This window comes from Pedobacter ginsengiterrae, assembly GCF_039537385.1.
Taxonomy (GTDB): Bacteria; Bacteroidota; Bacteroidia; order Sphingobacteriales; family Sphingobacteriaceae; genus Pedobacter; species Pedobacter ginsengiterrae.
Window position 1 is genome coordinate 158,808 of the sequence record NZ_BAABAK010000010.1, and the last position, 25,729, is coordinate 184,536.

At 33.6% G+C, this 25,729-nt stretch carries 25 protein-coding genes; 13 read left to right on the forward strand and 12 right to left on the reverse strand.

Annotation, left to right across the window (positions count from 1 at the left end; translation table 11 throughout):
• Nucleotides 1-72 precede the first annotated feature (72 nt).
• Both ABD692_RS10230 and rsmI read right to left on the reverse strand, forming a co-directional pair.
• Nucleotides 73-717, reverse strand: coding sequence for a PH domain-containing protein (locus ABD692_RS10230; RefSeq protein ID WP_316755971.1), 645 nt, complete (start codon nt 715-717; stop codon nt 73-75).
• A 36-nt stretch (nt 718-753) separates the two neighbouring features.
• A complete protein-coding gene (gene rsmI / locus ABD692_RS10235) occupies nt 754-1,470 on the reverse strand; it encodes a 16S rRNA (cytidine(1402)-2'-O)-methyltransferase (protein WP_316755973.1) in 717 nt (238 codons plus the stop codon).
• Nucleotides 1,471-1,587: 117 nt separating this feature from the next.
• Here rsmI and serS point away from each other — a divergent pair, with 117 nt between their 5' ends.
• Nucleotides 1,588-2,859 carry a serine--tRNA ligase gene (gene serS, locus ABD692_RS10240; RefSeq protein WP_316755975.1) on the forward strand — a complete coding sequence of 424 codons (1,272 nt, stop codon included), beginning with the start codon at nt 1,588-1,590 and terminating at the stop codon, nt 2,857-2,859.
• A gap of 208 nt (nt 2,860-3,067) precedes the next feature.
• On the opposite strand, the gene ABD692_RS10245 is transcribed toward serS, so the two are convergent.
• Both ABD692_RS10245 and ABD692_RS10250 read right to left on the reverse strand, forming a co-directional pair.
• Nucleotides 3,068-3,382, reverse strand: coding sequence for a hypothetical protein (locus ABD692_RS10245; RefSeq protein WP_344766725.1), 315 nt, complete (start codon nt 3,380-3,382; stop codon nt 3,068-3,070).
• A gap of 95 nt (nt 3,383-3,477) precedes the next feature.
• The gene (locus tag ABD692_RS10250; protein WP_316755979.1) at nt 3,478-4,167 is read right to left on the reverse strand and encodes an SIMPL domain-containing protein; all 690 of its coding nucleotides are present in this window, start codon (nt 4,165-4,167) and stop codon (nt 3,478-3,480) included.
• A gap of 230 nt (nt 4,168-4,397) precedes the next feature.
• Between ABD692_RS10250 and ABD692_RS10255 the strand changes: the two genes are divergently transcribed.
• Complete coding sequence (locus ABD692_RS10255) at nt 4,398-4,739, forward strand: DUF6370 family protein (RefSeq protein ID WP_316755981.1); 342 nt, start codon at nt 4,398-4,400, stop codon at nt 4,737-4,739.
• 59 nt (nt 4,740-4,798) lie between these two features.
• Here ABD692_RS10255 and ABD692_RS10260 read toward each other — a convergent pair whose 3' ends face one another.
• From ABD692_RS10260 to ABD692_RS10270, 3 genes are all read right to left on the reverse strand, one after another.
• Nucleotides 4,799-5,776 (reverse strand): polysaccharide deacetylase family protein, encoded by a 978-nt coding sequence (locus ABD692_RS10260; protein WP_316755983.1) that lies wholly within the window; start codon nt 5,774-5,776, stop codon nt 4,799-4,801.
• 174 nt (nt 5,777-5,950) lie between these two features.
• The gene (locus ABD692_RS10265; protein ID WP_316755985.1) at nt 5,951-6,331 is read right to left on the reverse strand and encodes a GtrA family protein; all 381 of its coding nucleotides are present in this window, start codon (nt 6,329-6,331) and stop codon (nt 5,951-5,953) included.
• A gap of 1 nt (nt 6,332) precedes the next feature.
• Complete coding sequence (locus ABD692_RS10270; RefSeq protein ID WP_316755987.1) at nt 6,333-7,973, reverse strand: ArnT family glycosyltransferase; 1,641 nt, start codon at nt 7,971-7,973, stop codon at nt 6,333-6,335.
• An 84-nt stretch (nt 7,974-8,057) separates the two neighbouring features.
• Between ABD692_RS10270 and ABD692_RS10275 the strand changes: the two genes are divergently transcribed.
• The 3 genes from ABD692_RS10275 to ABD692_RS10285 all read left to right on the forward strand — a co-directional run bounded on the left by ABD692_RS10275 (nt 8,058) and on the right by ABD692_RS10285 (nt 10,505).
• A complete protein-coding gene (locus tag ABD692_RS10275; RefSeq protein WP_316755989.1) occupies nt 8,058-8,774 on the forward strand; it encodes a pyridoxine 5'-phosphate synthase in 717 nt (238 codons plus the stop codon).
• Between the two features lie 94 nt (nt 8,775-8,868).
• The gene (locus ABD692_RS10280; RefSeq protein WP_316755991.1) at nt 8,869-9,759 is read left to right on the forward strand and encodes an EamA family transporter; all 891 of its coding nucleotides are present in this window, start codon (nt 8,869-8,871) and stop codon (nt 9,757-9,759) included.
• A gap of 182 nt (nt 9,760-9,941) precedes the next feature.
• The gene (locus ABD692_RS10285; RefSeq protein WP_316755993.1) at nt 9,942-10,505 is read left to right on the forward strand and encodes a hypothetical protein; all 564 of its coding nucleotides are present in this window, start codon (nt 9,942-9,944) and stop codon (nt 10,503-10,505) included.
• A 21-nt stretch (nt 10,506-10,526) separates the two neighbouring features.
• Here ABD692_RS10285 and ABD692_RS10290 read toward each other — a convergent pair whose 3' ends face one another.
• Nucleotides 10,527-11,375, reverse strand: coding sequence for a hypothetical protein (locus ABD692_RS10290; RefSeq protein ID WP_316755995.1), 849 nt, complete (start codon nt 11,373-11,375; stop codon nt 10,527-10,529).
• Nucleotides 11,376-11,567: 192 nt separating this feature from the next.
• Here ABD692_RS10290 and rsgA point away from each other — a divergent pair, with 192 nt between their 5' ends.
• Nucleotides 11,568-12,488, forward strand: coding sequence for a ribosome small subunit-dependent GTPase A (gene rsgA / locus ABD692_RS10295; protein ID WP_316756831.1), 921 nt, complete (start codon nt 11,568-11,570; stop codon nt 12,486-12,488).
• A gap of 77 nt (nt 12,489-12,565) precedes the next feature.
• On the opposite strand, the gene ABD692_RS10300 is transcribed toward rsgA, so the two are convergent.
• Nucleotides 12,566-15,034 (reverse strand): hypothetical protein, encoded by a 2,469-nt coding sequence (locus ABD692_RS10300; protein ID WP_344766732.1) that lies wholly within the window; start codon nt 15,032-15,034, stop codon nt 12,566-12,568.
• Complete coding sequence (locus ABD692_RS10305; RefSeq protein ID WP_316756000.1) at nt 15,000-16,025, reverse strand: hypothetical protein; 1,026 nt, start codon at nt 16,023-16,025, stop codon at nt 15,000-15,002. Before ABD692_RS10305 ends, ABD692_RS10300 begins: the two co-directional genes overlap by 35 nt.
• A 29-nt stretch (nt 16,026-16,054) precedes the next feature.
• Between ABD692_RS10305 and dtd the strand changes: the two genes are divergently transcribed.
• Genes dtd through ABD692_RS10320 form a run of 3 tightly spaced genes read left to right on the forward strand, consistent with a single transcriptional unit; the run spans nt 16,055 to nt 18,369 of the window.
• Nucleotides 16,055-16,507 (forward strand): D-aminoacyl-tRNA deacylase, encoded by a 453-nt coding sequence (gene dtd, locus ABD692_RS10310; protein ID WP_316756002.1) that lies wholly within the window; start codon nt 16,055-16,057, stop codon nt 16,505-16,507.
• 1 nt (nt 16,508) lies between these two features.
• The gene (locus tag ABD692_RS10315) at nt 16,509-18,050 is read left to right on the forward strand and encodes a glycosyltransferase family 39 protein (protein WP_344766735.1); all 1,542 of its coding nucleotides are present in this window, start codon (nt 16,509-16,511) and stop codon (nt 18,048-18,050) included.
• Entirely contained in the window at nt 18,040-18,369 is a 330-nt protein-coding gene (locus tag ABD692_RS10320) for a nucleotide pyrophosphohydrolase (RefSeq protein WP_316756005.1), read from the forward strand. The genes ABD692_RS10315 and ABD692_RS10320 overlap by 11 nt, the downstream gene beginning before the upstream one ends.
• Nucleotides 18,370-18,403: 34 nt before the next feature.
• On the opposite strand, the gene ABD692_RS10325 is transcribed toward ABD692_RS10320, so the two are convergent.
• Entirely contained in the window at nt 18,404-18,715 is a 312-nt protein-coding gene (locus tag ABD692_RS10325; protein WP_316756007.1) for a DUF4286 family protein, read from the reverse strand.
• Nucleotides 18,716-18,983: 268 nt separating this feature from the next.
• Between ABD692_RS10325 and ABD692_RS10330 the strand changes: the two genes are divergently transcribed.
• Nucleotides 18,984-19,322, forward strand: coding sequence for a hypothetical protein (locus ABD692_RS10330; protein WP_344766738.1), 339 nt, complete (start codon nt 18,984-18,986; stop codon nt 19,320-19,322).
• On the opposite strand, the gene ABD692_RS10335 is transcribed toward ABD692_RS10330, so the two are convergent.
• Entirely contained in the window at nt 19,319-21,142 is a 1,824-nt protein-coding gene (locus ABD692_RS10335) for a tetratricopeptide repeat protein (protein ID WP_344766740.1), read from the reverse strand. The two genes, ABD692_RS10330 and ABD692_RS10335, sit on opposite strands and share 4 nt — an antisense overlap.
• 227 nt (nt 21,143-21,369) lie before the next feature.
• Between ABD692_RS10335 and ABD692_RS10340 the strand changes: the two genes are divergently transcribed.
• The 3 genes from ABD692_RS10340 to ABD692_RS10350 all read left to right on the forward strand — a co-directional run bounded on the left by ABD692_RS10340 (nt 21,370) and on the right by ABD692_RS10350 (nt 25,711).
• Complete coding sequence (locus ABD692_RS10340; RefSeq protein WP_316756013.1) at nt 21,370-23,256, forward strand: S9 family peptidase; 1,887 nt, start codon at nt 21,370-21,372, stop codon at nt 23,254-23,256.
• Between the two features lie 3 nt (nt 23,257-23,259).
• Nucleotides 23,260-24,933, forward strand: a complete 1,674-nt coding sequence (locus ABD692_RS10345) for a sensor histidine kinase (protein WP_316756015.1) — start codon at nt 23,260-23,262, stop codon at nt 24,931-24,933.
• Between the two features lie 88 nt (nt 24,934-25,021).
• Entirely contained in the window at nt 25,022-25,711 is a 690-nt protein-coding gene (locus tag ABD692_RS10350) for a response regulator transcription factor (RefSeq protein ID WP_316756017.1), read from the forward strand.
• The last annotated feature ends 18 nt before the right edge of the window (nt 25,712-25,729 follow it).

Below are 25,729 nucleotides of genomic sequence, written 5' to 3' on the forward strand. Positions count from 1 at the left end.
TGTCATATTGAACTTGTCGAAGGATTATAATGCGTTTCAACAAGTTCAAAGTGACAGCAAAGACAGCTAGTTTTACAAACTATCTAAAATGTTTGCTTTTTTAGCTTCGTACTCTTCTTGAGTGATTAAATGTTTATCGTATAGAGTTTTTAACTTACGTAATTTCAAAGTTGTTTCATCTTCTGGTTCTTCTACAACTTCGGCAATTTGAATGGGTTCTGGTTCAATAATTTCTATTGGGGCAACATTAACAAACGGCTGCGGTGTAGGAACAGATGGAGACGCCATTGCACGGTTTTCTTCTAGTTTCTGCTGGTGCAATAATTCTTTATAAGCTTCTAACTGTTCGTTAGCAGCTTGATGTAGTTTTCTAGCTTGCACTTTTGGAATAAATTCTGTTACAATATTTTCGCCATGCTGCGGAACACATATAAATTTCGAACCGAAAAACTCTTCTTTAAAAGAAACTTCCTTAATGCTTTTCCAAGAAATATCTTTGAAATTCATGGTTAAGCCTAAGTTACCTGGCTCGCAATAAAAAATCCTTTTATTAGAAATGGCAATGCTGTCTGGTAACAAGTTTACTGCAGGTTTTTTCTGCACTGCTAAGTACAAAATTTCTTCGCCAGTGGTTAAAAGGTCGTTTAATTTTCCAATAACTTTTTCAACCGCTTTTGGGTCTTGTTCGTCACTTAAAAATCTATCTATGCTAATCATAATATTTTTAAAATTGAATATTGTTAATTTAAAATGCTAATCTTCATCAACATCATTATATTTATTTTTGTTCTTTGTTGCAATCTTACCTGCAATGCAAATTACAAATTCTCCTTTTAAAGTATTGTTTTCGAAATGTGATTTTATTTCTACCAAAGTGCCACGAACGGTTTCCTCAAACATTTTGGTTAGTTCTCTACTTACTGATGCTTGCCTATCTGCGCCTAAATATTGTGCAAACTCTTCTAAAGTTTTTAATAAACGATGCGGACTTTCGTAAAGTATAATTGTACGTTCTTCTTCTGCAAGTTTCTTAAATTTGGTCTGTCTGCCTTTTTTTACAGGTAAAAATCCTTCAAAACAAAAAGCATCGGCAGGTAAGCCAGAATTTACCAAAGCAGGTACAAAAGCTGTTGCACCAGGTAAACATTCTACTGCAATATCATTTTTTATCGCTTCGCGGACAAGGAAAAAACCAGGATCAGAAATGGCAGGTGTTCCTGCATCGGAAATTAAGGCAATTTTTTGACCTTCATTTAAAAATTTAATAATCTCTGAAGTTGCCTTATGTTCGTTATGCTGATGATGCGAAAATACCTTTTTATCGATGCCAAAATGTTTAAGCATCGGAGCGCTTGTTCGGGTATCTTCCGCCAGAATTAAATCACATTCCTTCAAAATACGGATCGCCCTAAAGGTCATATCCTCTAAATTACCAATCGGGGTTGGTACCAGAAACAGTTTTCCATCCATATTTTTTATATACTCATTATTGCGAGGAGGAACGACGAAGCAATCTTTTTGGAGAGAGATTGCCGCACTACGTTCGCAATGACGACTTAATTATTATCTTTGTGAAAAAATTAAATAATGCTGCAAGTTAACTATATCCGCGAAAATAGAGAGAAAGTTTTAGAACGATTAAGTATTCGTAACTTTAAACAACCTGAGTTGGTTGATGAGATCATTAAAATTGATGAAGAACGCCGCTCCACTCAAACTTCGTTGGATAATCTTTCTGCTGAAGCAAATGCAGCCGCTAAACAAATTGGCGACTTAATGCGTACAGGGAAAAAGGAAGAAGCTGAAGCAATTAAGTTACAAACAGCATCTCATAAGGAGAGTATTAAAAATCTTACCGAGAAATTAAATGAGCTCGAAACTGCTCAGTTTAATTTAGTTGTTCAGTTACCAAATTTACCATACGATTTAGTACAAAAAGGCTCTACTGCTGAAGAAAATGAAGTGGTTTACCTACATGGTACACCTGCAGAATTGCCTGTAAAAGCTTTACCACATTGGGAATTGGCTGCTAAATATGATATTATCGATTTCGAACTCGGTGTTAAAATAACTGGAGCAGGTTTTCCTGTATACAAGGGAAAAGGAGCGAGGTTGCAACGTGCTCTAATTAATTTCTTTTTAGATCATGCTATTGAGGCAGGTTATAAAGAAATGCAAGTTCCACATTTAGTAAATGCTGCATCGGGTTTTGGTACTGGTCAGTTACCAGATAAAGAAGGGCAAATGTATCATTCAACTGTTGATGATTTATACTTGATTCCAACGGCTGAAGTTCCAGTTACGAATTTATACCGCGATGTTATCGTTAAAGAAGAAGATTTGCCAATTAAGAATACAGCTTATACGCCTTGTTTCCGTAGGGAGGCAGGTTCTTATGGCGCTCATGTTCGCGGTTTAAATCGCCTGCACCAATTCGATAAAGTTGAAGTTGTACAAATTACGCATCCAGATAAATCTTACGAAACATTGGAAGAGATGAGCAAATATGTTCAATCTCTATTGAAAGAATTAGGTTTGCACTATCGTGTTTTACGCTTGTGTGGTGGCGATATGGGTTTCACTTCGGCAATGACATACGATATGGAAGTTTGGAGCGGAGCACAAGAACGTTGGTTGGAAGTGTCTTCGGTTTCAAACTTCGAAACCTATCAGGCAAACCGTTTAAAGCTTCGTTTTAAAGGAAAAGAAGGAAAGGCCCAATTGGCGCATTCATTAAATGGAAGTGCTTTAGCATTACCTCGAATAGTTGCTTCTATTTTAGAAAACTATCAAACAGAAAACGGAATTAAAATTCCTGAAGCTTTAGTGAAATATACGGGTTTCGATATTATTGATTAAGAACATTTATCGATCTCGTCATTGCGAGGTACGAAGCAATCTTAAAAAAGTAGCTTTTTTTTGCTTTAGGATTGCTTCGTACCTCGCAATGACGGAAATTTAGCCTTAATGTGTGTCCTCATAGAAAAAATTATAACCCCAAAAAAAAAGCTTTGCAGCAATGCAAAGCTTTTTCGTTTATATATAGATAGATGTGATGTGTTCTTGATTATAAAATCAAAATCAATAATAAAATGATGATGATGATAGCACCTACTGAAAGGTAAACGCCTCCAGAAACTGCACGAGCTTGGTTTTTTAATTCTTTTAACTCGCTACGCAAAGCTTTACGCTCAGCCTTAGTTAAGTTAGATTTATCCATCTCTCTAATTTCCTCAACACGCGTTTTTATTTTCTCTAATTTTACAGTTTCTTCTGCTGTTAATTCTGTTGGGTTTTTAGCTGGTTTGTTTGCTGCTTGAGCAGAATTAAAACTAATGCCTAAAGTGAAAATAAGGGCTAAAGTGTAAATGAATTTTTTCATAATATTTAAATTTTTAGTGTTCGATGGTAACTTAACAAAAAACCTACCAAAATGTTCTGGTAGGTTGTAAAAAGCGTTAATTAAAATGTTAAATATTACTTAATCTCGAAAACCGCATTAACAGTGAAGTTTAACTTTATTTTTTTAAAATCAATTTCAGGAGCTGTATCAGCAGATTCGGCCATTGCCGATTTCATCATATAGTTTCTGTAAACAGGTTGTATTACATTGTCTCCACCATCTTGTATATCAATTACACCACCTAATTTTTCGCCTAGCGCTTCTACCATATAAACAGCTTTTTCTTTTGCAGCTAAAAGCGCTTTAATTTTTAAGTCTTTTTTTAAGCTTTCAATTTTCGAATAATCATAACTTTCAATGTTTGTACTGGCAATTCCTTTAGCATCGATTGCCTCTAAAATTGTATTAAACTTGTTAAGATCACTAACTTTCAAACGGTATTGTTTGCTTGCTAAAAAATCAGGGTTTTTCTTTTTCTCTGTAGCATAATTCCAACTGCTTAGGTTACTTACTGTTAAGTTTTCTTTTGCAATTCCTGCTTTTTGAACAGCTGCATACAATTGTTTTTCTAACTCGGTAATTTCTGTTTTTTTCTTTCCATTTAAATACTCTTTAAGCGAAATTCCAATGTAAATAATATCGGGCGTAACTTCGGTTTCTGCCGAACCGCTAACATTAATTTTCTTGCGTAAATCTACTTGTTGTGCCATGGCGGTTGATAAACCTAAAAATGCAACGAGTGCAATTGCTATTAACTTTTTCATAATTCTGTTTTTCTTTGTGTGTGTTGTAATGATGTAAATCCAAAGCAAATTCCACACCGAGTTTAAATTTTTTTTAAAAACGCTGTAAATAATCGCCCAGCATTTGCTGATTTAGAAGATGATTAAATTATCAGCATTGAATGCTAAGGCTTTCATTTCTAAGTTTATTTTACAAAATACAGTAATTATTTTGCTGGCTAAAAACCTACATTTATAAAAAAATAAAATTCATGAAAAACTTATTCTTTGCAATGTTTATTAGTGTATTTGCTTTTGCTGCAAATGCTCAAACTGCACAAAAAAAAGCATCAACAAATAAAGTAATAACGAAACAGGTGGTAGATATTGCTTGTGGAGAGTGCCAATTTAAAATGAAAGGCAAAGACTGCGAACTGGCCATCAAAATCGATGGTAAACCTTATTTTGTTGATGGTAAAAATATCGATGATTTCGGCGATGCACATGGCGAACATGGTTTTTGTAATGCAGTAAGCAAAGCAGAAGTGACTGGCGAAATTGTAAATAACCGCTTTAAAGCAAGTGCAATTACTTTGCTACCTGTTAAGAAATAAATTTTTTATTTTGAAGGATAAACCCAGCATGAGTTTTATATATTCTTATAATAGATAAGCTAAAACTCCTTTTCTAAACCCTGTCTTAAATCAAACAAAAGCCATTGTTTGTTTTGAACATCAGCCTGCTTATTTTTTAATAATTGAATAAAATCTTTTACACCAATTTCTTCGTTACCATTGCCATGAATAAGTACAATGCTGCCAGCATTTGGTTGCTGACCTTTAGCTAACCATGCATCACTTCCAATAGGAATTAATCCATACTGTTCTATTTTCTGAACTATTGTTTTATCCGATACCAAACCAGGGAAACGAAAAAAAACCGAAGGAACTAAACCATTCTTAAGCATCAGCTTCTCGTTTTCTAAAACTTCAATATCTAAATTCGTTCCAGATGCTAAAAGAAAGTTCTCTGCTAACGGCAGATTATTTACTTCATGATTATAAGAGTGATTTACCCAAGTAATGTTCAATTCTTTCTTCTCCACCAAATTTTTCAACCAGCTTAAATCATTTTGGTGTTTTAAAATCCACTTACCAGAAACTGAAACAGCGAGTGGAGCTGGCTGCTCTATCTTTTTAAATTCATCAAAAACCGATTGAAAAATAATCCGATCTAAATCTTTATGAGAGGGACAGAGATCAATTGTTAAAGCAATTCCTTTTTCGTTAGGAATAGAATGATCTATCCCTGCATTTTGTAGTTGAATATCTTTTTCAGCAGCTTCTTCTAAAGATTTTATATATACTGTGTTTTTAAAAATCGCTAACACGTTACCATACTCTAAATTGTTTAGTGAATAGTTATCCGCCAAATCAACCTTAGTATTTAAAGTTTGTGTATTAACCAATAATAAATATTTCTGATTATTATTTATAAAACTTCGAATGGCTAATAGCTTTTCATCTCCTTTGGCCGCTAATGAGTAGTTTACTTTATAACGTTTAATAGCATCGAAATTCTGTGCAAAAAGATTACCTGAGCATAAGCATATCAAAGAAATTGCGCTGAGCAGCGTTTTAGATAATTCCATATTCCTTATTTAAAATCTTTCTAATTTATCTTAAATCCTTTATCTTTACCATTAAGGTAATGAATAAAGAAAAAGTAAAATTATGGTTTAAACGTGTAGGATTAATTGGTTTCCTATTCTTCCTAATTAAGGGCTTGGTTTGGCTTGTTGTATTCTACTTTATTGGCAAAAACGTTACTTAAACGTAAATAACATATTCGCCAAAAAATTCCATACAAATACAATTAAAATTGCAAAACATTTAGCTACATAAAAATTTGTTCCGTTTTTACGTTGATGAAAAAGGTAAATTATAAATGTATTTAAGCCTAAGCCAATTAAACTTACTATTAAAAATTTACTAAACTCAGTTCCCCAATGAGCGTTGGTACTTTGGAAAGTCCAAACGCGATTTATTAAGTAATTATTAGTTACAGCTAATGTAAAACCAATTGCATTGGAAATGTATTTATTAATTTTTAATTTCTCTTTACAAAGCCATGTCGCACCAAAATCTATTGCCATGCCTAAAAGGCCAGTCAATCCAAATTTTATAATGCGAAAAATTAAATCCATACTAATTTAGTTTAACCAAATAAAAGTGCTCTAAAACTTGATTACGAGTTTGAGCATTTAAAAATTTTCCAGTCAATTTTGTAATGTGAAAATATTCAAACGATTTTAAAACTTCGGCATTGTATTCGGTTTTTAATTTTAATAATTCAGTTTCTGGTACATAGATTACCAAATCTTGCGTGCTTTTAATTTTATCCAAATCGCCATAATTATGAAGATATTTCACTTCACCAGGCGCATAAAAATCAAAAGAAAATGCATCAATATAATTTAAAACCGCAGGTTTTGCTGTCGGATAATTTTTCTTTAGCCATTCTCCAGCCTCACTTCCCGATTGATATTTCATTAAGGCAGGGTAAAAGAAAATAAATAAGAAAAGCATCAAACCAACAGATGCAAATGCGCTTCTGGCAATAATGGTTTCTAATTTAACGCCTTTAAACAATAAAAATGCAGCTGCTAAAACGATCACTAAAATTCCAACAATTAAATAAGGGTTTTCAAAATCATAGAAAAAACTTAAAGCGGATAGTAGTGCAATAATCAATACAAAAAGAATGCTTTGCACAGTAAAGAAAATCTTTAATCCTCTTTCTTCTAATTTCTTTAAATACAAAGCCGTGATAATCGAAAATTGAGGGAAAATAATTAAAATATAATGGGGTAACTGAAATTTCGAAAGGGAGAAAATTAAGAAAGTAACTGCTGCACTTGCCCAAATCATAATGCTTTCGGGCGCTAAATTAACCCTGTTTTTCCTTTTAAATAAATTTACAACTGCCGTATAAAATAATATCGACCATGGTAAAAAAGCCCAAAGTGTGGTGTGCAAAAAGAAAGAAATATCGCCTTTCCCTTTTATTGGGCCGCTGTTAAAGAAACGACCAAATTGGCTATCCCAGAAGAAAAATTTTAATCCCGAAACCCCCGTTCTCTCTAATACAATCTTTTCAGGGTGTAAATCGAATTGGGTGTAAAGCGAATAAAGCTCTGGGGTAATAAAAACGAAAATTGCTAGAATTGCTATCCACCATTTAGGTTGCCATAATTGTTTATACTGTTTAGTAAATAACCAGTAAATAATAAAGCCTGCAAATACAGGTATAAGAACGAAAATGCCTTTAATCATAATGGCGCAGGCGGCAAAAAACGAACCCGCAACCACATGCCAAAACGAGCCTTTGTGCGCTTTATAGTAATGGTAAATTGAAGCTAATGTAAAAGTGGTGATATAAATTTCTGCACGTACATCAAACGTAGATGTGATAATATGGAGTGCGCTTAAAAAAATTACAGCAGATATTAAGCCTGTTTTTGCATCGTAAATATCTTTGGCTAGTTTATATAAATACCAGGTGCCAAGCAACCCAAAAAGAAACGAGGGCAATTTATAAGCAAAAGCAGATATTCCGAATATTTTAAAAGATGTTGCAGCCAGCCAGAAAGTTAAATGTGGCTTGTCTAGCCAATCTGCTCCACGGCCATAAAGATTAAACCAATCTTTAAATAAAATTATGTTTTTCGACATAGAAGCGTATAACGCTCCATCAGGTTCCATTACGCCACTAAATAATGCGGGGATACTTGCCAAAACAAGTAAAACGATTAGGAATTTATATAATGTTGTATCCTTTAAATTCATCTTGATTTGAACAAATATGAGCAAAAAAAAGTCAAATTTCTTGAAGATTTCCGATTAACAAAGCCAAAGCATTATCTTTGATGCATGACAAAGTTATCGGTTAACATCAATAAAATTGCAACACTTCGTAACAGTCGTGGAGGTAATAATCCTGATTTGGTTAAAGTTGCATTGGATTGCGAGCGTTTCGGTGCGCAAGGAATTACAGTGCATCCTCGTCCCGATGAACGCCATATTCGTTATCAGGATGTTTACGATTTAAAGGCTGTTATTGCAACAGAACTTAATATCGAAGGAAATTGCCGTGAAGATAAATTTGTAGATTTAGTTTTAGCAAATAAACCTGCTCAAGTTACTTTAGTGCCAGATGCTGAAGGTCAGATTACTTCGAACCATGGATGGGATACTGTTAAATACAAAGATTATTTAAAAGAAATGGTTGCCGTTTTCCAAAAGGAAAGCATTCGTGTATCAATTTTTGTAGATCCAGTTGTTGAGATGGTTGAAGGTGCAGTAGAAACTGGAACCGATAGAATAGAATTATATACCGAAGCTTACGCACAAAATTACTTTGCCGATCGCGAAAAGGCGATTGTAAATTATATTGCTGCGGCGCACCATGCCAATAAATTAGGTTTAGGAATTAATGCAGGCCATGATTTAGATTTACACAATCTGCATTACTTTGCTCAGAGTATTCCTGGCTTATTAGAGGTTTCTATTGGTCATGCGCTAATTAGCGATGCACTTTATTTAGGCTTAGAAACAACCGTTCAAAAATATTTACAACAACTTATATAAGTTCAAAGCTAAAAGACAAAAGCTTTTTCTCATTGAACTTTTTACCTTACAGTTCTAATGATTATGTCTTGATACTCTATAATTAATAATTTTAATGTTAAAAGGAATTCTCCTTGTTTTTTTTGGTGCCTGTAGTTTCGGCATCTTGTCTACTTTTGTAAAACTTGCTTATCACGAAGGTTACACTTTAGGCGATGTAACAGGGGCACAGGCATTTTTTGGTGCTGTAATTTTATGGATTTTGTTCTTCTTTCAAAGCAGAACTTCGCAATATAAAGCTAAAGAAATTACAATTATAACACCTTGGTGGAAAATGGTTTTAGCAGGAACCTGTACAGGACTTGTCAGTGTTTTTTATTATCAATGCGTAAAACTGGTTCCAAATTCGGTTGCTATAATTTTGCTGATGCAATTTATTTGGATGAGCATTTTACTTGAATTTATCATTTTCAAAAAGAAACCATCTACATTACAATTTTTAGCCATTTTACTAGTTTTGGGTGGAACTGTTTTGGCAAGTGGAATGATTGAAACAAACATTGGCAGCTTAAATCTGACAGGAATTGGTTTCGGCTTACTGGCTGCAATTTCTTATGCAGGATTTTTAATGCTTAGCGGAAAAATCGGTAATGAATATCCACCGCTTAAAAAAAGTGCCTTGATGATTACAGGAGCATGTATTTTAATCTTCATTATTTTTCCACCAGTATTTTTATTTAACGGTGCTTTAAGTGGTAGTTTATTAAAGTGGGGATTAATAATTGCCATTTTCGGGACAGTAATTCCGCCTTTATTTTACGCTGAAGGTGTACCTAAAATCGGCACAGCATTAAGCTCTATTTTAAGCGCAGCAGAATTGCCCGTGGCAGTAATGATGGCTGGTTTTGTTTTGCAAGAGCAGGTTTCGTTTTTACGTTGGGTTGGTGTAGCCGTAATTTTATCAGCGATGGTGTTACCAAACTTAAAGTTTTTGAAAAAATCTTAATTTACCACCCAATACACCGAAGAGTATCTTAGGTATTTTAAACATAATTTAATTAAGGAGGTTGTTGAAGAAATTGTGTTCCTCGCGTCTAACCAAATTTCTAAACTTTATTTGTGAAACACTTTACGTTCTTTGCGGTTAGCCTAAAAATAAATATCTTTAAAACGCATAAAGCATTTACTATGAAAAAACTTACTATCTATATTTTGTCTGTTATTGTAATCAGCTTTGCTGGATGTAAAACAAAAACCACCATTAATCAAGATGAAGCCGGTTCGGTAATTACAGATTATCTGAAAGCCAATCCTGAGTATAAAACAACCCATTTTAGGTTCGGTGAAATAAAATTCAGCAGCAAAAATGATAAAGTTGATTTAGTGAAGTATAAAGCTTTAGCTGCAAAAGGGCTTGTTGCATTAACATTAAAAGAGTCAAACAAAAAATTCTTATCTAGCGATAGTAGCTTTGTTTATCAAATTACTTTAACCGAACAGGCTAGTCCTTTAGTTTTAAAGCAAGACAACGATAAAGCAACTGTAAAAGTTGTTGAGTATGTGCTTAGCGATGAAAAGCCCGTTGATTTTTCTCAGGTAAATTCAAGCACAGCTAAGGTTACCGTTTCGCTTAAAAAGGTAAATACCGATTTTGCTCCGTTTGATAAAGATGGAAGCGAAAACAGCAACTTCATTACCAAAACTTACAAACTTAAATTAAGTAAAGACGAAGGCTGGAAAGTTCAAAAGTAACCTGAATTATAGAACCAGTAATTAACCCTTTCTTTGCAGAAACCAGGTTTTAAATTTCTTAAATAAATCTACCTTTTTTGGTTTTGGCTTTCCATCATGCGTTAATCCGTTTTCGAAATGGTTTTGTAAGTCTTTAGCGTAATCTTTTTCGGCTTTAGTGCCAGATTTTAGTATTTCTATAAAGCGAAGTGCATTATGATTCAATGTGCTGTTAAATGAAACTGCAAAATATTCACTTCGTTTAATTGGCTTTTTATTTTGATTAATTTCTAACGAACCGTTTTCTGAGAAGTAATCTACATGCTGGATTAAAGGATTTAGTGTTTTTAATCGTTTAGTACCTTTTCGCTCATTTCGCCAGGGATGTTCTTTTTTATAAAGCTGAGCTAGTAAAAAATCTTTTTTCCAAAGTGTAACCTGGTGCGACATTAAAAAATGTGATGCCTTGTTGTCAATTTCTGTAATATTAAATCCATCGATAAAATTTTCAGTTTGTTTAGTTGTGTAAACATCAGAACTATGAAGTTTTATCTGGTTGCAAGCATTTTGATCTGCAAAGTCGAATAATTGGTTAAAAAAACTTTTATCAACAGGTTTACTCAACCACATATCTTCTTGAAAATAGAGAACGTATTCTTCATCAATACTCCTCAGTAAAGTCGCAAGTCGATCAGCCCATTCGCCTTTTCCCGATTTAATATTTGTGAAACCGTTAACCTTCGCATTTTTAATCTCGGTAGCGAAGTAATAATGACATGGAATATTGAAATCCCAGTTTCTGGAAAAGAAAAAATCGAAACCTTTATAGAGAAATTCATAACGGTCGCAGGCATGAACTAAAAGGGCAACATTATTTTTCGATTTCGACATAAAACTGATAAGACGTATAATTAATATTTTGTAAAGCTACTAAAAAGGGAAATGTTTTATTTTAGCTTTCAGAATTCATTTAAAAACTTTCCGAATAAGGCTTTTGCCGTCGATCTATTTTCTAATCAAAAAACGACTTTACATTTTACATCCTCCATTTTACCATCGCTTATTATTACCTTTACTGCAAATATGCATGGCTTAGTTATTAAATCTACTGGAAGTTGGTATAGTGTTTTAGCCGATGATGGCGAACGCTACAATTGCCGTATTGTAGGTAAATTCAGAATTAAAGGAATTAAAACAACCAATCCGATTGCGGTTGGCGATCGGGTTAAGTTCGACCTCGAAAAAGATAGTAATCAGGGATTAATTAATGAATTGCTACCGAGAAAAAACTATATTATTCGTAAGTCGATTAATTTAAGTAAACAGGCTCAAATTCTTGCAGCTAACTTAGATATGGCTATTTTAGTGGTTACACTTGCATCGCCAAGAACTTCCTTAGGCTTTATCGATAGGTTTTTAGTTACTGCCGAGGCATACGATGTTCCTGCTGTTTTGGTATTTAATAAACTTGATTTGTTTAGTAAAGAGGGCTTGGAAATTCTACAAGAGTTTAAAAATATTTACGAAAATATTGGCTATCCATGTTATCAGGTTTCGGCAACAAAGGGTATTAATATTCCAGTTATTCAAGAGCTAATTACTGATAAAATAACTTTGATTTCTGGTCACTCGGGTGTAGGTAAATCGAGTTTAATTAATGCACTTTTACCCGATAGGGATTTGCGTACAGGCGAGGTTTCTGACTGGAGTGATAAAGGACAACATACCACAACTTTTGCCGAAATGTTCGAGTTGCCACAGGGTGGTTTTATTGTAGATACGCCTGGAATTAGAGAGCTTGGTGTTATCGATATCGAAAAAGAAGAATTGGGGCATTTCTTCCGAGAGATTTTTAAAACTTCGCACAATTGCCGCTTTAATAACTGCAAGCACGTTAATGAGCCTGGTTGTGCAGTAATTGAAGCCGTAAATAACGATGAAATTGCGATCTCAAGATATGAAAGTTATTTAAGCATTTATCACGGTAACGATACAAGGCATTAACGCGAAAGCTAAAAGATAATCTTCAAAACACTCGAATCAAAATTGGGCAAAATTCCTGCCCAATTTTGATTTAAAATCTATTCACCTTTGTTAATACGAGGCGAAATAAAATCTTTCATATAGCTGCATTCACTTTCGGCAACCGCATAAAATTGAGTTTTAGCATATTTTAACTTCAGCTCTTTAAAATAAGGGTTATTGTAGTTCGCCTTTAAAAAATCCTTATACTTTACATCTTTTGTATCGTAATAACTTAACGAAACATTATTGTAATTCATTATGATTTGTTTTTGAGCGCATTTCGCTAACATAAAAGTGCATTTTGCTTTAAAATCGGCATTAGTACTTAAAGCTCTTGCTTTTAAATACCAGTTTTTTGCAGTTTGCGCTTTCTTGTAATCGGCATCGTAAACGTATTTGGCTGGATTATAATTATCATCCGACGACCAATCGTAGCTGATTAAAAACCAACTGTTGCCAAAATAACCTGTTTGATATACCGCATTCGCCATTTTGTAGTAATACAAAGCAGCATTTTTCTTATCACTTACAGTTAATTTTTGCAAACGAAGCATCTCTGCTGCAAATGCTTTTTTGGTAATTGATGCTTTTGCAGCTACATATTGTTTTGGATAATCATTTACAGTTTCAATAAATGGATTGGCGTAAAGTTTAGTTTCACTTTCACTGGCATACCAGTTTTCGGGAGCGAAGTAATTATAATTTGGCGATACTTTATTGAACATTTCTATCGCTTTTGCATAATTATGAGTGCGTAAATAGGTAGTTCCGTAAAGTTCGTAGAAATCATCATTTTTAAGTTGATTTAAAGCTTTTGAAAGCAAACTTATAACATTGTTTGAAGCTGGTGCATTTTTTAGATTGGCTAAGTTCTGCATACTTTTAGGACTCAAGTATTTTTGCCAAAACGAAGTGGTTTGATAGCTCATATTTTTAAAAAGGGAGTTATCACTTACCGTTTTATATATTAAGTCACCTTTAACCATCGCCAATGCAGCCTTCGCTGTATCACCCATTTTTAAATAAGCAGGTGCTAAAATTTGTTGATAAAAATTTCGTGTGGTTAGGGTAAAACGACTGCCACCATTACCAGTCCGATCGTATGAATAATTTTGATTTTTTTCTTGCTCCCTATTTTCTTCAAATCTTTTCTCATCTAACCATTTTAAGGCTGGTAATAAATCATTTTCATTAAATGGATTTCCTTTTTTAATTCCCTTAGATTTAATTAAAAGGTCGATAATCCTATACTGATCACGTAATCTTTCTGGTAATTTATCTGCATTTAGCGTACCTAAGTAATTTAAAGCATGAGCGTCTTGGTTTTCCATCCACGATAAATAAGCAGCGGTTAAAGTGCCTAAAGCTGGTTGAGGGTATTTCTTTTCGGTTGCCATTTTTACCGAAAAATTTTTAATTTGATTTAGGTGCTTCAAATTAACATTACGAATGCTGTCTTTATATTTGCCACCGTTTCCGTAACCCGAAAAATAGTAGTTATAACCGATTTTAGCGATATCACTATTTTCAATTAAATTTTTTTCTAGTTTATTTACCTCACGCACTAAAAGCGAACCATTTAATAAACTCTTCGGATTATATTCGTAAACCTTTTCTAAACTTTCTACATCAGCATCGGCATTGCCAAAGCCATTTATAGCCCAAATGTTAGTTTTATCTGCATCGCTTTTAGCATATTTTAACACACTAGTTAATGGCGAACTGGTGTAATAATAGTTTTTATAAGCCTGCACACGACGCTCGGGATTACTAGCGAAAACTTTAGAAAATAAGTACGCTGCTTCTTCGGGATTGCCAGATTTACGAACCGAACCTGCATACAGCGCTTCTGCCCAGCCTTTTGCAGCACTTTTACTTTTGTTGGTTTTTATAAATTTCTCGTAAACGCTTTTACAATCTTGATATTGAGCTGCATAATGAAACATTCTTGCCGTTTGATAAGCATAACGCAGCTTTAAAAAATCGTCTTTTTCACTGGCGATTAAATTTAAACCTTCATCCGCCTTTTCTACCATGGCGCCTAAATCTCGAGGTTCGGGATTCCACTGATTCCAACTTGCATTAGCCAAAGGCTCGCAACTTTTTGCATACAGAAAATAATTCAAGGCTTCTTTATTTTTAGCTAAACCTGCTAAAAATGAATTTTTGCTTAAACTGTCTGGTAAGCTCGTTTTGGTATTGTATTTAGAAAGAAGAACACTCGTTGCGCTATCGCTGGCGTACATAACATGATAAACATCAGCAGCTTTTACATTTAGGTATTTAGCCCACTCGTTGCTATTTATATCCGATTCACTTTCCATTTCGTAATCACTATATAAATACGCCATTTCGGTAAAGGCAAATGCACTATATTCATCACCTTGTGTATTATTATGAAAATAAGAAACGTAATAATCGTAAGGATCAATTTCGCCACCACAGGCAACATTAATTGCGATTTCACCAAAAAAGGCTAAAAAAAAGAAACTAAAAATTATCGATAACTTTTTGAAGGTTTTCATGCTTAAATGTTTTTAAAAGGTCGGTATCGAGATGATAGAAGACGAGATTTCGTTCTTCTGGTTTTAAATATCGGGATAAAAAACTGGATGTTGCAAGTAAATCTTCGGTAGAAATTTCTTCCCATCTAACCACATCATTTTTCTTTAATCCAGCTGCAGGATAATCTATCAATAAATCATAAAGAATGGTGTTTTTTCTTCGGCTGAAAAGCTTTGTGTTATTTAATTCTTCTTTATTTATATGTTTTGAAATACCTGCGTATTGCTGTTTTCGGAAAATAACAGCCCAGCTGAAAAGCGGTAATGCAACATCGATTTTTAATGGATAACTTTTAAGCTTATCTTTTAAATAAACTTCCATTTCATTCATATCTAAAATAGAATTTTGCTCGCCATATTTTCGAAGATTGCCCATGTTGTAACACATTAACATTACTTTTTTTACAGGCGGAATACCATTTGAAATCAGGTTTTTGACTTGATGTAGCCTTAAAGTAACCGAAATCTCTTTCCCTTTGAATATTGGTGCCTGCTCTAATAGTTTTAGAAAGTTGAAATATTTATCTCTTGTTGTTTGTGTCCAATCGCAATCAATTTGTATTTCTTTGTAATTTTGTTTTCCACTCTGTTTAACTTTTGCATCAACAAATTTTGCCGTTCGGTTGGCCAGTAACTTTGTTTGGTTTTCATCCAGATTATTAAAAACGTTATTTACAATATAAACTACAGGTACAATATCAATTTTACTCGGAAGAGAATCTTTAAACGTTATTGGCGAAACTGGGGCTGGCTCTTGTGTATCGGAATTTAAATCAATATCCATAATGCGTACATATAAAGATTTTGATTTAAAATGATTGAGGTATTCGGTTTCGGTTTTTTGATTTTTATATTGGGTTCGCCAAAAATAAAAGGTAGAGTGTACGGTAAACTTTTGTTTACAGGCGGTAAACAAAAGTGCTATAACTACTAAAATACTTATCTTGCGCATATTAATCTGAATCCCAAAAATAGTATAAAATGCGTGCAGTTTTACAAAGAGTTACACAGGCAAGTTGCGTTGTTGATGGAAATATAACGGGCCAAATTGAAATAGGATTTTTAGTTCTTTTAGGAATTGAAGATGCTGATACAACTGAGGATTTAGATTGGCTTGCTCAAAAGATTGTTGGTATGCGTGTTTTCGCTGATGAAAACGATTTAATGAATAAAGCACTTGCTGATGTAGGTGGCAATATTCTTTTGATAAGTCAGTTTACGCTTTTTGCAGCAACAAAAAAGGGCAATCGCCCAGGTTTTACCAAAGCCGCGAGACCAGATGTTGCCATTCCGCTTTATGAAAAAATGATTGAAAAATTAAGTGATTTACTTGGAAAAAAGATTGAAACTGGAATTTTTGGTGCAGATATGAAAGTAAGTTTATTAAATGATGGACCAGTTACCATTTTAATCGATACTAAAAATAAGGAGTAAAATGAAGCGCTCGAAATCTGATTATCAAGAACTACTTTTTCTATTATTTTTCATTCTATTGAAATTCGTTTTGAGCTATGTTTTGGTTAATGGTGCTTACGAACTCCATCGAGACGAGTTTTTGCATTTAGATCAAGCTAATCATTTGGCTGCTGGTTTTACGTCAGTTCCTCCACTAACATCTTTATTTTCTCTAATTATTAAATTTTTGGGTAATGGGATATTTTGGGTTAAATTTTTTCCAGCACTTTTCGGGGCACTAACAATGGTTTTTGCTTGGTTAGTTGTAGATAAGTTAAAAGGAAGTTTTTACGCTAAATGTTTGCTCGCGATAGCTTTTATATGCTCATCTTACTTAAGACTTAATATTCTTTATCAGCCGAATTCTTTCGATGTTTTGGCCTGGACAGCCATGTTTTATTATTTGATTATTTATTTCGAAGATGATAACAAACCCCATTATCTTTATTATTTCGCCATTTGGGGTGCTTTAGGATTTTTGAATAAATACAATGTCCTTTTTCTGATATTAGGGATTTTGCCTGCAGTTTTAATTACGCCTAACAGAAAAGTTTTTGTTACCAAGCATTTATATTTTGCAATAGGGTTGGCGCTGTTACTAATTTTGCCGAACATACTCTGGCAAATCGCTCATAATTTCCCTGTTATTAGTCACATGAAAGAACTAAGCGAAACGCAATTGGTAAACATAAAGCGAGCTGATTTTTTTAAGGAACAAATCCTGTTTTTTGTTAGTGATATTTTTGTGCTCTTAGCCGCCTTCGTTGGATTTTTATTTTATAAACCGTTCAAGAAATACTTATGGGTGTTTTTAGCCTATATTTTTACGTTAATTATTTTTAGCTACTTTAAGGCTAAGGCTTATTACGCTTTGGGTTTGTATCCTGTTTTACTTGCCTTCGGAAGTGTTTATATCAGTAAACTTATGGAGCGAAAATGGATTCTTCCATCTTTACTGATATTATTTATAACTGGCTCATTTGCTTATATCACCCCACTGGTAATGCCTGTTTATGCGCCCGAAAAAATAATGGCAAACCATAAGCGATTTGAAAGGGTTGGTGCTTTACGCTGGGAAGACGGAAAAAATCATGATTTGCCACAAGATTATGCAGATATGCAGGGTTGGAAAGAGCTTGCGCAGATAGTAGATTCTGCATACGCGAAAATAAAGGATAAATCGGCAGTTGTTGTGCGAGCCGACAATTACGGACAGGCAGGTGCAATTAATTATTATTCAAAATATCAAAATATTAATGCCGTATCTTACAATGCCGATTATCTTTATTGGTTTAGAATGGATAAGCCTATTAATGATTTAATTTTAATAGTTGATGGCAGCGTAAGTGAGCGAGAGGGTGAAAAGCCTCGTCCGTTTTTTAATAAGACAACTAAAATAGGTGAAATAAAAAATCGATGGGCAAGAGAGAAGGGTGCCACAGTTTTTTTATTTGAAGACGCCAAGGTAGACATAAATAAAAGATTGAATTCAGAAATAGAAGAAAGAATAAATGACCATTAATGAAGCACAGCAAACAGTAGATAATTGGATTAATACAACTGGGATCCGTTATTTTAATGAGTTAACTAATACTGCCATTTTAATGGAGGAAGTTGGTGAAGTTGCCCGTATTATGGCTAGAAAATACGGGGAGCAATCTTTCAAAAAAAGTGATGAAGATGTAAATCTTGCCGATGAGATGGCCGATGTAATGTTTGTTTTAATTTGCCTGGCGAATCAAACTGGTATTAATTTAACAGAAGCTTTAGAGAAAAATCTGCAAAAGAAAACCATCCGAGACGCTGATAGACACAAAAATAACGACAAATTAAAACCCTAAATTGATTTAAAAAATTAAAGGCGCTTAAAAGACTCTAAGAAATTGGAGATACAAACTCCATCAAAGTTCTGTATGCAACAAAACGATTTTTAAAACGCTCGTTTAAATCTTCTTGCAAAGCAGGTGCATGTACAGTTTGGTAAGTTTCGTAGTTTTCTAGGTTTTCTGCAATATATTGAGTACAATAAGTAACGCCCTCATTTGGCGAATCTAATACTTTTAATAGGCGATGCGATAAAAACATACCCGTTGCCATAACTTGTGGGATATGAGTTTCCTGCATCCATTGCAACCATTCTTCAACTACAGAATCTTCTAAAATTAGCGTAACGTTGTATAATAACATGCCACAAAGATAATAAATAAGCTTATCGGGTTTAAAAATATAGATGTCATTTTATTAAACATGTTGGTTGTTTAATAAAATGATCGCAAGAAAAAAATGAATTGTTTTAAGCTAAATCTATCAAACTAATGATGAAAATGTTTTGGCTTGGGGTACTGTAGTGCGGAACTGGAAAAAATAAAAGCTTGTTAAAATTCGTTTTATGTTTCAGTTAACCATAAAATTTTCGAACTTAGTGGTTTACCACAATTTAAATTTTCATCCCTCAATGAAATACTACATCTGGCATTTTAGTAAATATAGGTTCTTTAAAGCCTTTGTAGCAATCGGAATTTTGACTACGATTTGCTTCTTCGCTTTTGTATCAGAAGATAAGAATGTTTTTGCTCCTAATTTCTTTTTAAGTTCTTTATCCGATTTGTATTCAGTTTTTCAATTTCCAACACATACGTTATTGTGGGGCTTTTTTAGCTCGAATAATGTGTTATACTTTTTAGGTTTGGTAATTAACTCGCTTTTATACGCCTTTATAATTGAAATAGGGTTTGTAAGTGAGATTGTTTATAGAATTAAAAAGGAAGAAGGTGAAAAAGAAGCGAATTCTTAAACGCCATCACCGCGTAAATTCCTAAATCTTTTTCTTGCTTCGGCACTAAACATACTGCCTGGGTAATCGGTAATTAGTTTTTGAAAGTATATTTTCGCCTGGGCAATATCGTTTAGTTTTTTCTCGTACAAATCTGCAAGAGTAAATAATGCATCATCCGTCCAGATTCCTTCTTTAAAATCTTCCGTAATTTTCCTTAAAATATCGGCAGCTTTTTGATAATCATCTGCTTTGATAAAGATTTTTGCTTTAGTCATTAAAATTGCATCGGCTAACGAATTATTTGGATAAGCAATCGAAATGCTATCTAATTTTTTAATGGATTTTTCGGATAAATTCCTAAATAGTAACATTTCTGCATCAGCATACATTTTTAAAGCACTGCTATCAGTTGGTGTTTGCGTGTTATCTGTAATCAATAAACCCAAATTTAAAGCGTCGTTTGCTATTAGCTGAGAAGTAGCTGCCTTTAACACCAAACATTGGCCATTGCTGTATTCAAAATTTCCCTGATAAAACGAAAGTTTAGCGCTTCTATAGCGAGCTTCGTTACCTATTGGCTGTCCTTCAAACTGTTTACTAACCTGTTCATATACCAAAAAAGCTTCCCAGGGCTGAGCTGTTAAAATATAAATATCTCCTAAATCCAGCTTCAATTGTCCAACTTCGGTACCGCTAAGGCCAGGAAGTTTCGTAGCTTCTTCGAGTATAGTTTCAGCTTTAGAAGGTTGGTTTAAATAATAAGCCTGAAGCGTAGCCCATCTTTTTATCGCGAAAAGCGTGTTTTTGTTTTTACCGTTTTCATCTAGCAAAATCTGATAATCTTTTGCTAACAAATCTAAATCTGCTTTATTGTATTTTCCTTTGGTTTGAATATTATATTTTGTGTTCAGCAGTTCAATTTTCGATGGTAAATAATATTGATTCTCTTTGCCTTTGGTTAAAAGGTATTCGTAAGATTTTATAGCAGTTTCGTAAGCCCCGTTATTTACAAAAGTATAAGTGGCATTAAATAGTGTACTTCCATCGGCTTTTGTTCTCTTATCATATGCAATTAATTGACGTAAAGCCATATCATATTCTTGTTGCTGAATGTAATTCCAGGTTAGTAGTTGGATATAAATTTCTACATCTGGTTCTTTCTGAATCTTTTTTAATATTCCAGCTTGAAAATTTTGATAATCACTTTTATCTTCAAAAAGCATCGATAAAACAGCTTCTGCTTGTGGTAACAATTGTGGGGTACTTGGCAGAATATCTAAATACTCCTGCATCAACATAGGTTTATCTTTTTTAAAGCGATAAATATTCAAAAGCTCAAATGCGAAAGCTTTATCGTTGTTCATTAATTTTCTGCCTTGTTTGAAAGTTTGAATTGCGTATTCATAATTTTCGTAGCGATAAAAATTATTGGCCAACATTCTTATTTTAAATTCATCTTTAGGAAGCTTGCCAATAACATCCACAAAAATTTTATTGGCTGCAGGCGAATCACCTTTTTCTTGATAAAGTTTGCCTAGTGCAATAGAATACATTTCGGGCTGCGGCGATTGTTTAATTTGTTTTTTAACTATCTTTTCAGCAACATCGTACTTTTTCAACTTTAATAAAGTATTAAAATAGATATCAAAATATCCTTCGTTATTGGGATTCGAAAATAGTTTTTCGAAAACTACAGCCGCTTTTTCGTAATCGCCTTCCTGGTAATATTGAATAGCCAAGGCACTTTCATCAGGTACAATTTGCCTGTTCTGGCGAAGGCTTTGGGCACTTACCGAGCCGAAAAAAAATATAAACAGAATGAATATTAACCGATTCATATTGCTAAAATATAAGGTTTAAATGTAACATTTTAATACATCTTTCTTTAAAAACCACGTGTATATAAAACGTATTTTAAATGTTACCTGTATTTTATTTTTCTCGGTATTTTAAATACTAAATTGGATGCACCACGGCTTTTAGGTGGTGTTGGTAACATTCTTAATGTAATTGGTATTTAAGCTGTTTGGTTATTCTATTTTTGTGGTCCGAAAAGGAATTTTTTATGTTGAAGAGATTAATTTTATTGGTTTTAGTAGCTTTTATTTGGGCTTGTAAAGGTTCGGATGAGGGTAAGATTATACCCGTAGATAATTTTTTTAGAACACAGGATAAGGCCTACTACCACGTTTCGCCAGATGGAAAATGTTTGTCTTATTTAAAGCTACAAGATAAAAAACTCGATTTATTTGTAGAGGATATTGCAACAGGAAATAGCACTCAGATTACACACTTAACAGAAAAAAGTATTAGCTTTTATTTCTGGACTAGCAACAACGAAATTATTTATTACACAGAAGATGAGTCGAAAGAACGAAAGTCGGATTTGTTTGTTGTTGGAAAAGATGGAAAGAACCAAAAGCAGTTAAGCTCTAACGAAAAAACAAGATTAAGGGTAATCGAAGATCAGTTAATTGATGATAAATACATTATTGTTGCATCGAATAAAAGAGATTCTACAGTTTTTGATGTTTACCGTTTAAATGTTCGTAGCGGTAAAATGGATATTGCAGCAAAAAACCCTGGTAATATTACCGATTGGGTAACCGATAATAAGGGTATTCTTAAAATTGCAGTTGCAAGCGATGGTGTAAATGAAACATTGTTGTATCGTGAAAATGAAAGCCTTCCTTTTAAACCCGTTATTACGAATAGTTTCGAAACCACTTTACAACCTGTTGCTTTTGCCGAAAATGAAGCAGATGTACTTTTTGCCATATCAAATGTAAACCGCGATAAAAATGCACTTGTTGCGCTCGATTTAAAAACTGGGAAAGAAAAACAAGTATTGTTTGGAAATGATACCTTAAATGTGGTTGATGCTAAATATTCGAAGAGTAAAAAGAAAATGATTTTTGTTACCTGCGAATCGTGGAAAAAGGAGAAATACTACCTTGATGACAGCACAAGAGTTAGGTACGCAAAAATTGATGAACTTTTACCTGGTACCGAATGGCGTATTATGGATAAAGATAAAGGCGATAATGCTTTTGTTATTAGAACTTATACCGATAAAAATCCAGGTTCTTACTATCTATACGTTGCCGATCAGAATAAGTTTAAAAAACTTGCCGATATAAATCCTTCTATAAACGAAGCAGATATGAGTGCAATGCAGCCGATAAGTTATAAAAGTAGCGATGGCTTAACCATAAATGGTTATTTAACCTTACCTAAAGATAAAAAACCAACAAATTTGCCGGTTGTTGTTTTGCCACATAATGGTCCTGGTGCAAGAAATACCTGGGGTTATAATGCCGACGTTCAATTTCTGGCTAACCGAGGTTATGCAGTTTTGCAAATTAATTATCGAGGTTCTATAGGTTATGGTAAAGCATTTTACAAAGCTGGATTTAAGCAGTGGAGTGATAAAATTCAGGAAGATGTTAATGATGGTGTTAAATGGTTAATTAAAAAGAAAATTGCCAACCCAAAAAAGGTAGCTATTTATGGAAATGGTTTTGGTGGATTTATAGCACTTAATTGTTTGTATAAAAATAACGATATTTATAGTTGCGGTGGTTCAAATTCTGGTATCATTAATTTATTCAGCTATTTTAAAACTATTCCACCGTTTTTAAAATCGAATTTGCAGATGTACTACGAAATTTTTGGCAACCCTGAAACCGATACGGATTATACTCGTTTCGCTTCGCCTGTTTTTCATGCAGATCGATTTAAAGCACCAGTATTTTTTGCTCAAAATCCTAAAGATCCACGTGTTGATGTAACCATTGGAGTTCAATTTATCAAGGAACTAAAAAAACGTGATGTATCTGTAACTTATATCGAGAAAGAAGAAGGACCCAATCCTGTGCTTCGTCAACAAGGTAGAACGGCTTTGTATAAGGCATTAGAAGAGTTTTTAAAAGAAAACCTAGGTAAGAAATAGGTTATGATTTTAGAAAAAAAGAGCGGCTATCGTAAAAATTTCTCGTTAAGCGTAACGTTCATCGTTTTAATTTCGATCCTTTTTATTCTGTCTTTATTTTTAGCTTTTAACTACAGCAAAAAATCTATCGAAAACGAATTCGTTTCGGAAAAAGTTAATGTTTTAGAGCAGAGTATTAAGCCTTACAATGAGTTTTTTCAAAATAAAATGCCTGAAGTATCTTATTACAATGGCTTTTTAGATTCCTCTACGGCTTCTAAGTTTGTTGATACTGTAGTGCTTAAATACCCTTTTATATCGAAAGTTACTTTTTATGATACCGAGGTTAAAAATACACCTGTAAGAGATGGAATTAATGCCAACCATTTAGGTATTGGCCCCAAATATATCTATCAGTTTGGTAAGGGCATTAATCCCGATTCGATAAAATTATATTCTGAAGATAATACTAATTCTTTTGATGTAAGTGATGATTTTAATGCAATGGCTTACAAACTGGCAACATTTGTTGGTCAGTTAGATACTGCAACTGTACCCACCCAAGAAGAACTTTTTACTAATTTCTCGGTTGTAAACTCTAACGATAATAAAATAAGTTATCTAAACATTCCCAGGCGTGAAGATCTGAAAGCTTATAAGCAAATGATGATGCGTAAGCTAAATCCTGCTCCCATATATCAACAGGATATGATGGTTTTTCAATTAGATCCAGGTAAAATCAAAATTATTAATACTCGTCCGTTGTTGTACCAAAGTATTAAGGTAGAACCTATGACTTACGATCCGATAGATACTTCGGATGAAAACATAACAACTGAAATTGCTTTACCAGGTGCTTTTTCTGATTTCAAACTGTACTTTACTTCTTCAAAATCCTATATCAAAAAGGAAATATTTATTTATTTCATGCCTATAGCTTTGGTGCTTCTGTTGGTTTACGGCGTTTTGCTTTTGGTTGCATTTTTAATCTATCGTAATTTAAACATCAACAGTAAAATGTTTAAGCTACAGTACGATTTTGTAAATAATTTAACCCACGAATTTAAAACACCAGTTAGTGTAATTAAAATTGCTGGAAATAACATAAAAAGTGCGACAGCTTTAACCCAGAGAGAGCAGCAATTGTATGGTAAAATTCTGGATGAGGAAGCCGACAAGCTCAATGGATTAATGAATAAATTGTTAGCCTTTACACAAATCGAAAATAAGGCGATCATTCTCAATCAGGATTCGGTTAGCATAGAAGATTTTATTGAAAGTACAATCGAATCGCACACGCTTAAGCATCCCGATTTTGATATTACTTATGAGGTTGTTGGCTTTAAAACCTTTATAACCGATCCTGTTTTACTTGGAAGTTTGTTCGATAACTTGGCCGAAAATGCTTACAAATATTCAAACCCAGGTAGTAAGAGATTAAACATTAGCGCTAAGTTAATTAAAGGTGTACTGGTATTTCGTTTTACCGATAAAGGAATAGGGATTCCGTCATCAGAATTAAATAATATATTTAAAAAGTTTTTTAGAATACAGAACGAATATAACCAAATGGGAAGCGTTGGTTTAGGTTTGGCATTCTGCAAAGAACTGGTTAACTTTATGCAGGGCGAAATTACCGTAAAAAGTAAAGTTGGCTCGGGTACAGAGTTTAAAATTGTGCTGCCATATAATAATTAAAAATTGAATTGAAGTTGGAAAAATCTATGTTAAAGTGTTTAAAGCACTGCAACATTTCAGCCGTTCTTCAACATAAAATAAAACACAAATGTCTAAAGAAGTAAAAATTTTAATTGTAGAAGACGATGAAAACCTTCGCTTTTTAGTAGCACATCGTTTAAAAACTGAAGGGTATAATGTTTTGGAAGCAAACGATGGTGACGCTGGCGAAAGAATGATTATTGCCGACCAACCTGATATTGTTTTGTTAGATTGGATGATGCCAGGAAAACAGGGTGCTGAAGTTTGCGAAAGCGTTCGTAAACAAGGTTTCGAGAATTTAATAATTATGATGACTGCAAAGGCGCAAGATGTTGATAAAATTGATGCTTACAACTTTGGTGCTTCAGATTATATTACTAAACCATTTAATATGGATGTTTTGGTAGCTATGTTAGAAAGCAAAGTGAAGTTCATCGTAAATAAAGATACCGCCGAAATTCATCGTTTTGGTAACATGGAGCATCATCCTAATATCCATACTCTATTTAGAGATGGAAAGAAAATTGAGTTAACCATCTTGGAAAACCGTATTCTTCTTTATTTTTTACGTAATCCAGGAAAAGTAATTAATCGTGATGAATTAATGCTTGTGGTTTGGGGTTATAACTCTGATGTAAATACCAGAACTCTAGATATGCACATTGTTCGTTTGCGCAAAAAGATTGAATTAAATCCTGATAATCCACAATTATTACAAACCGTTAGAGGCGTTGGATATCGCTTTAATGCAGGATAAGATTAATTCTATACTGCC

What these genes read in the sequence shown, in the direction of transcription:
- ABD692_RS10340 (WP_316756013.1), top strand. Translation starts at nt 21,370, where the DNA reads ATGTTGAAGAGATTAATTTTATTGGTTTTAGTAGCTTTTATTTGGGCT.
- ABD692_RS10255 (WP_316755981.1), top strand. Translation starts at nt 4,398, where the DNA reads ATGAAAAACTTATTCTTTGCAATGTTTATTAGTGTATTTGCTTTTGCT.
- ABD692_RS10250 (WP_316755979.1), bottom strand. Translation starts at nt 4,167, where the DNA reads ATGAAAAAGTTAATAGCAATTGCACTCGTTGCATTTTTAGGTTTATCA.
- ABD692_RS10290 (WP_316755995.1), bottom strand. Translation starts at nt 11,375, where the DNA reads ATGTCGAAATCGAAAAATAATGTTGCCCTTTTAGTTCATGCCTGCGAC.
- ABD692_RS10325 (WP_316756007.1), bottom strand. Translation starts at nt 18,715, where the DNA reads ATGTTATTATACAACGTTACGCTAATTTTAGAAGATTCTGTAGTTGAA.
- ABD692_RS10330 (WP_344766738.1), top strand. Translation starts at nt 18,984, where the DNA reads ATGAAATACTACATCTGGCATTTTAGTAAATATAGGTTCTTTAAAGCC.
- ABD692_RS10350 (WP_316756017.1), top strand. Translation starts at nt 25,022, where the DNA reads ATGTCTAAAGAAGTAAAAATTTTAATTGTAGAAGACGATGAAAACCTT.
- serS (WP_316755975.1), top strand. Translation starts at nt 1,588, where the DNA reads ATGCTGCAAGTTAACTATATCCGCGAAAATAGAGAGAAAGTTTTAGAA.
- ABD692_RS10300 (WP_344766732.1), bottom strand. Translation starts at nt 15,034, where the DNA reads ATGAAAACCTTCAAAAAGTTATCGATAATTTTTAGTTTCTTTTTTTTA.
- dtd (WP_316756002.1), top strand. Translation starts at nt 16,055, where the DNA reads ATGCGTGCAGTTTTACAAAGAGTTACACAGGCAAGTTGCGTTGTTGAT.
- rsmI (WP_316755973.1), bottom strand. Translation starts at nt 1,470, where the DNA reads ATGGATGGAAAACTGTTTCTGGTACCAACCCCGATTGGTAATTTAGAG.
- ABD692_RS10315 (WP_344766735.1), top strand. Translation starts at nt 16,509, where the DNA reads ATGAAGCGCTCGAAATCTGATTATCAAGAACTACTTTTTCTATTATTT.
- ABD692_RS10260 (WP_316755983.1), bottom strand. Translation starts at nt 5,776, where the DNA reads ATGGAATTATCTAAAACGCTGCTCAGCGCAATTTCTTTGATATGCTTA.
- ABD692_RS10265 (WP_316755985.1), bottom strand. Translation starts at nt 6,331, where the DNA reads ATGGATTTAATTTTTCGCATTATAAAATTTGGATTGACTGGCCTTTTA.
- ABD692_RS10285 (WP_316755993.1), top strand. Translation starts at nt 9,942, where the DNA reads ATGAAAAAACTTACTATCTATATTTTGTCTGTTATTGTAATCAGCTTT.
- ABD692_RS10320 (WP_316756005.1), top strand. Translation starts at nt 18,040, where the DNA reads ATGACCATTAATGAAGCACAGCAAACAGTAGATAATTGGATTAATACA.
- ABD692_RS10280 (WP_316755991.1), top strand. Translation starts at nt 8,869, where the DNA reads ATGTTAAAAGGAATTCTCCTTGTTTTTTTTGGTGCCTGTAGTTTCGGC.
- ABD692_RS10345 (WP_316756015.1), top strand. Translation starts at nt 23,260, where the DNA reads ATGATTTTAGAAAAAAAGAGCGGCTATCGTAAAAATTTCTCGTTAAGC.
- ABD692_RS10275 (WP_316755989.1), top strand. Translation starts at nt 8,058, where the DNA reads ATGACAAAGTTATCGGTTAACATCAATAAAATTGCAACACTTCGTAAC.
- rsgA (WP_316756831.1), top strand. Translation starts at nt 11,568, where the DNA reads ATGCATGGCTTAGTTATTAAATCTACTGGAAGTTGGTATAGTGTTTTA.
- ABD692_RS10230 (WP_316755971.1), bottom strand. Translation starts at nt 717, where the DNA reads ATGATTAGCATAGATAGATTTTTAAGTGACGAACAAGACCCAAAAGCG.
- ABD692_RS10335 (WP_344766740.1), bottom strand. Translation starts at nt 21,142, where the DNA reads ATGAATCGGTTAATATTCATTCTGTTTATATTTTTTTTCGGCTCGGTA.
- ABD692_RS10305 (WP_316756000.1), bottom strand. Translation starts at nt 16,025, where the DNA reads ATGCGCAAGATAAGTATTTTAGTAGTTATAGCACTTTTGTTTACCGCC.
- ABD692_RS10270 (WP_316755987.1), bottom strand. Translation starts at nt 7,973, where the DNA reads ATGAATTTAAAGGATACAACATTATATAAATTCCTAATCGTTTTACTT.
- ABD692_RS10245 (WP_344766725.1), bottom strand. Translation starts at nt 3,382, where the DNA reads ATGAAAAAATTCATTTACACTTTAGCCCTTATTTTCACTTTAGGCATT.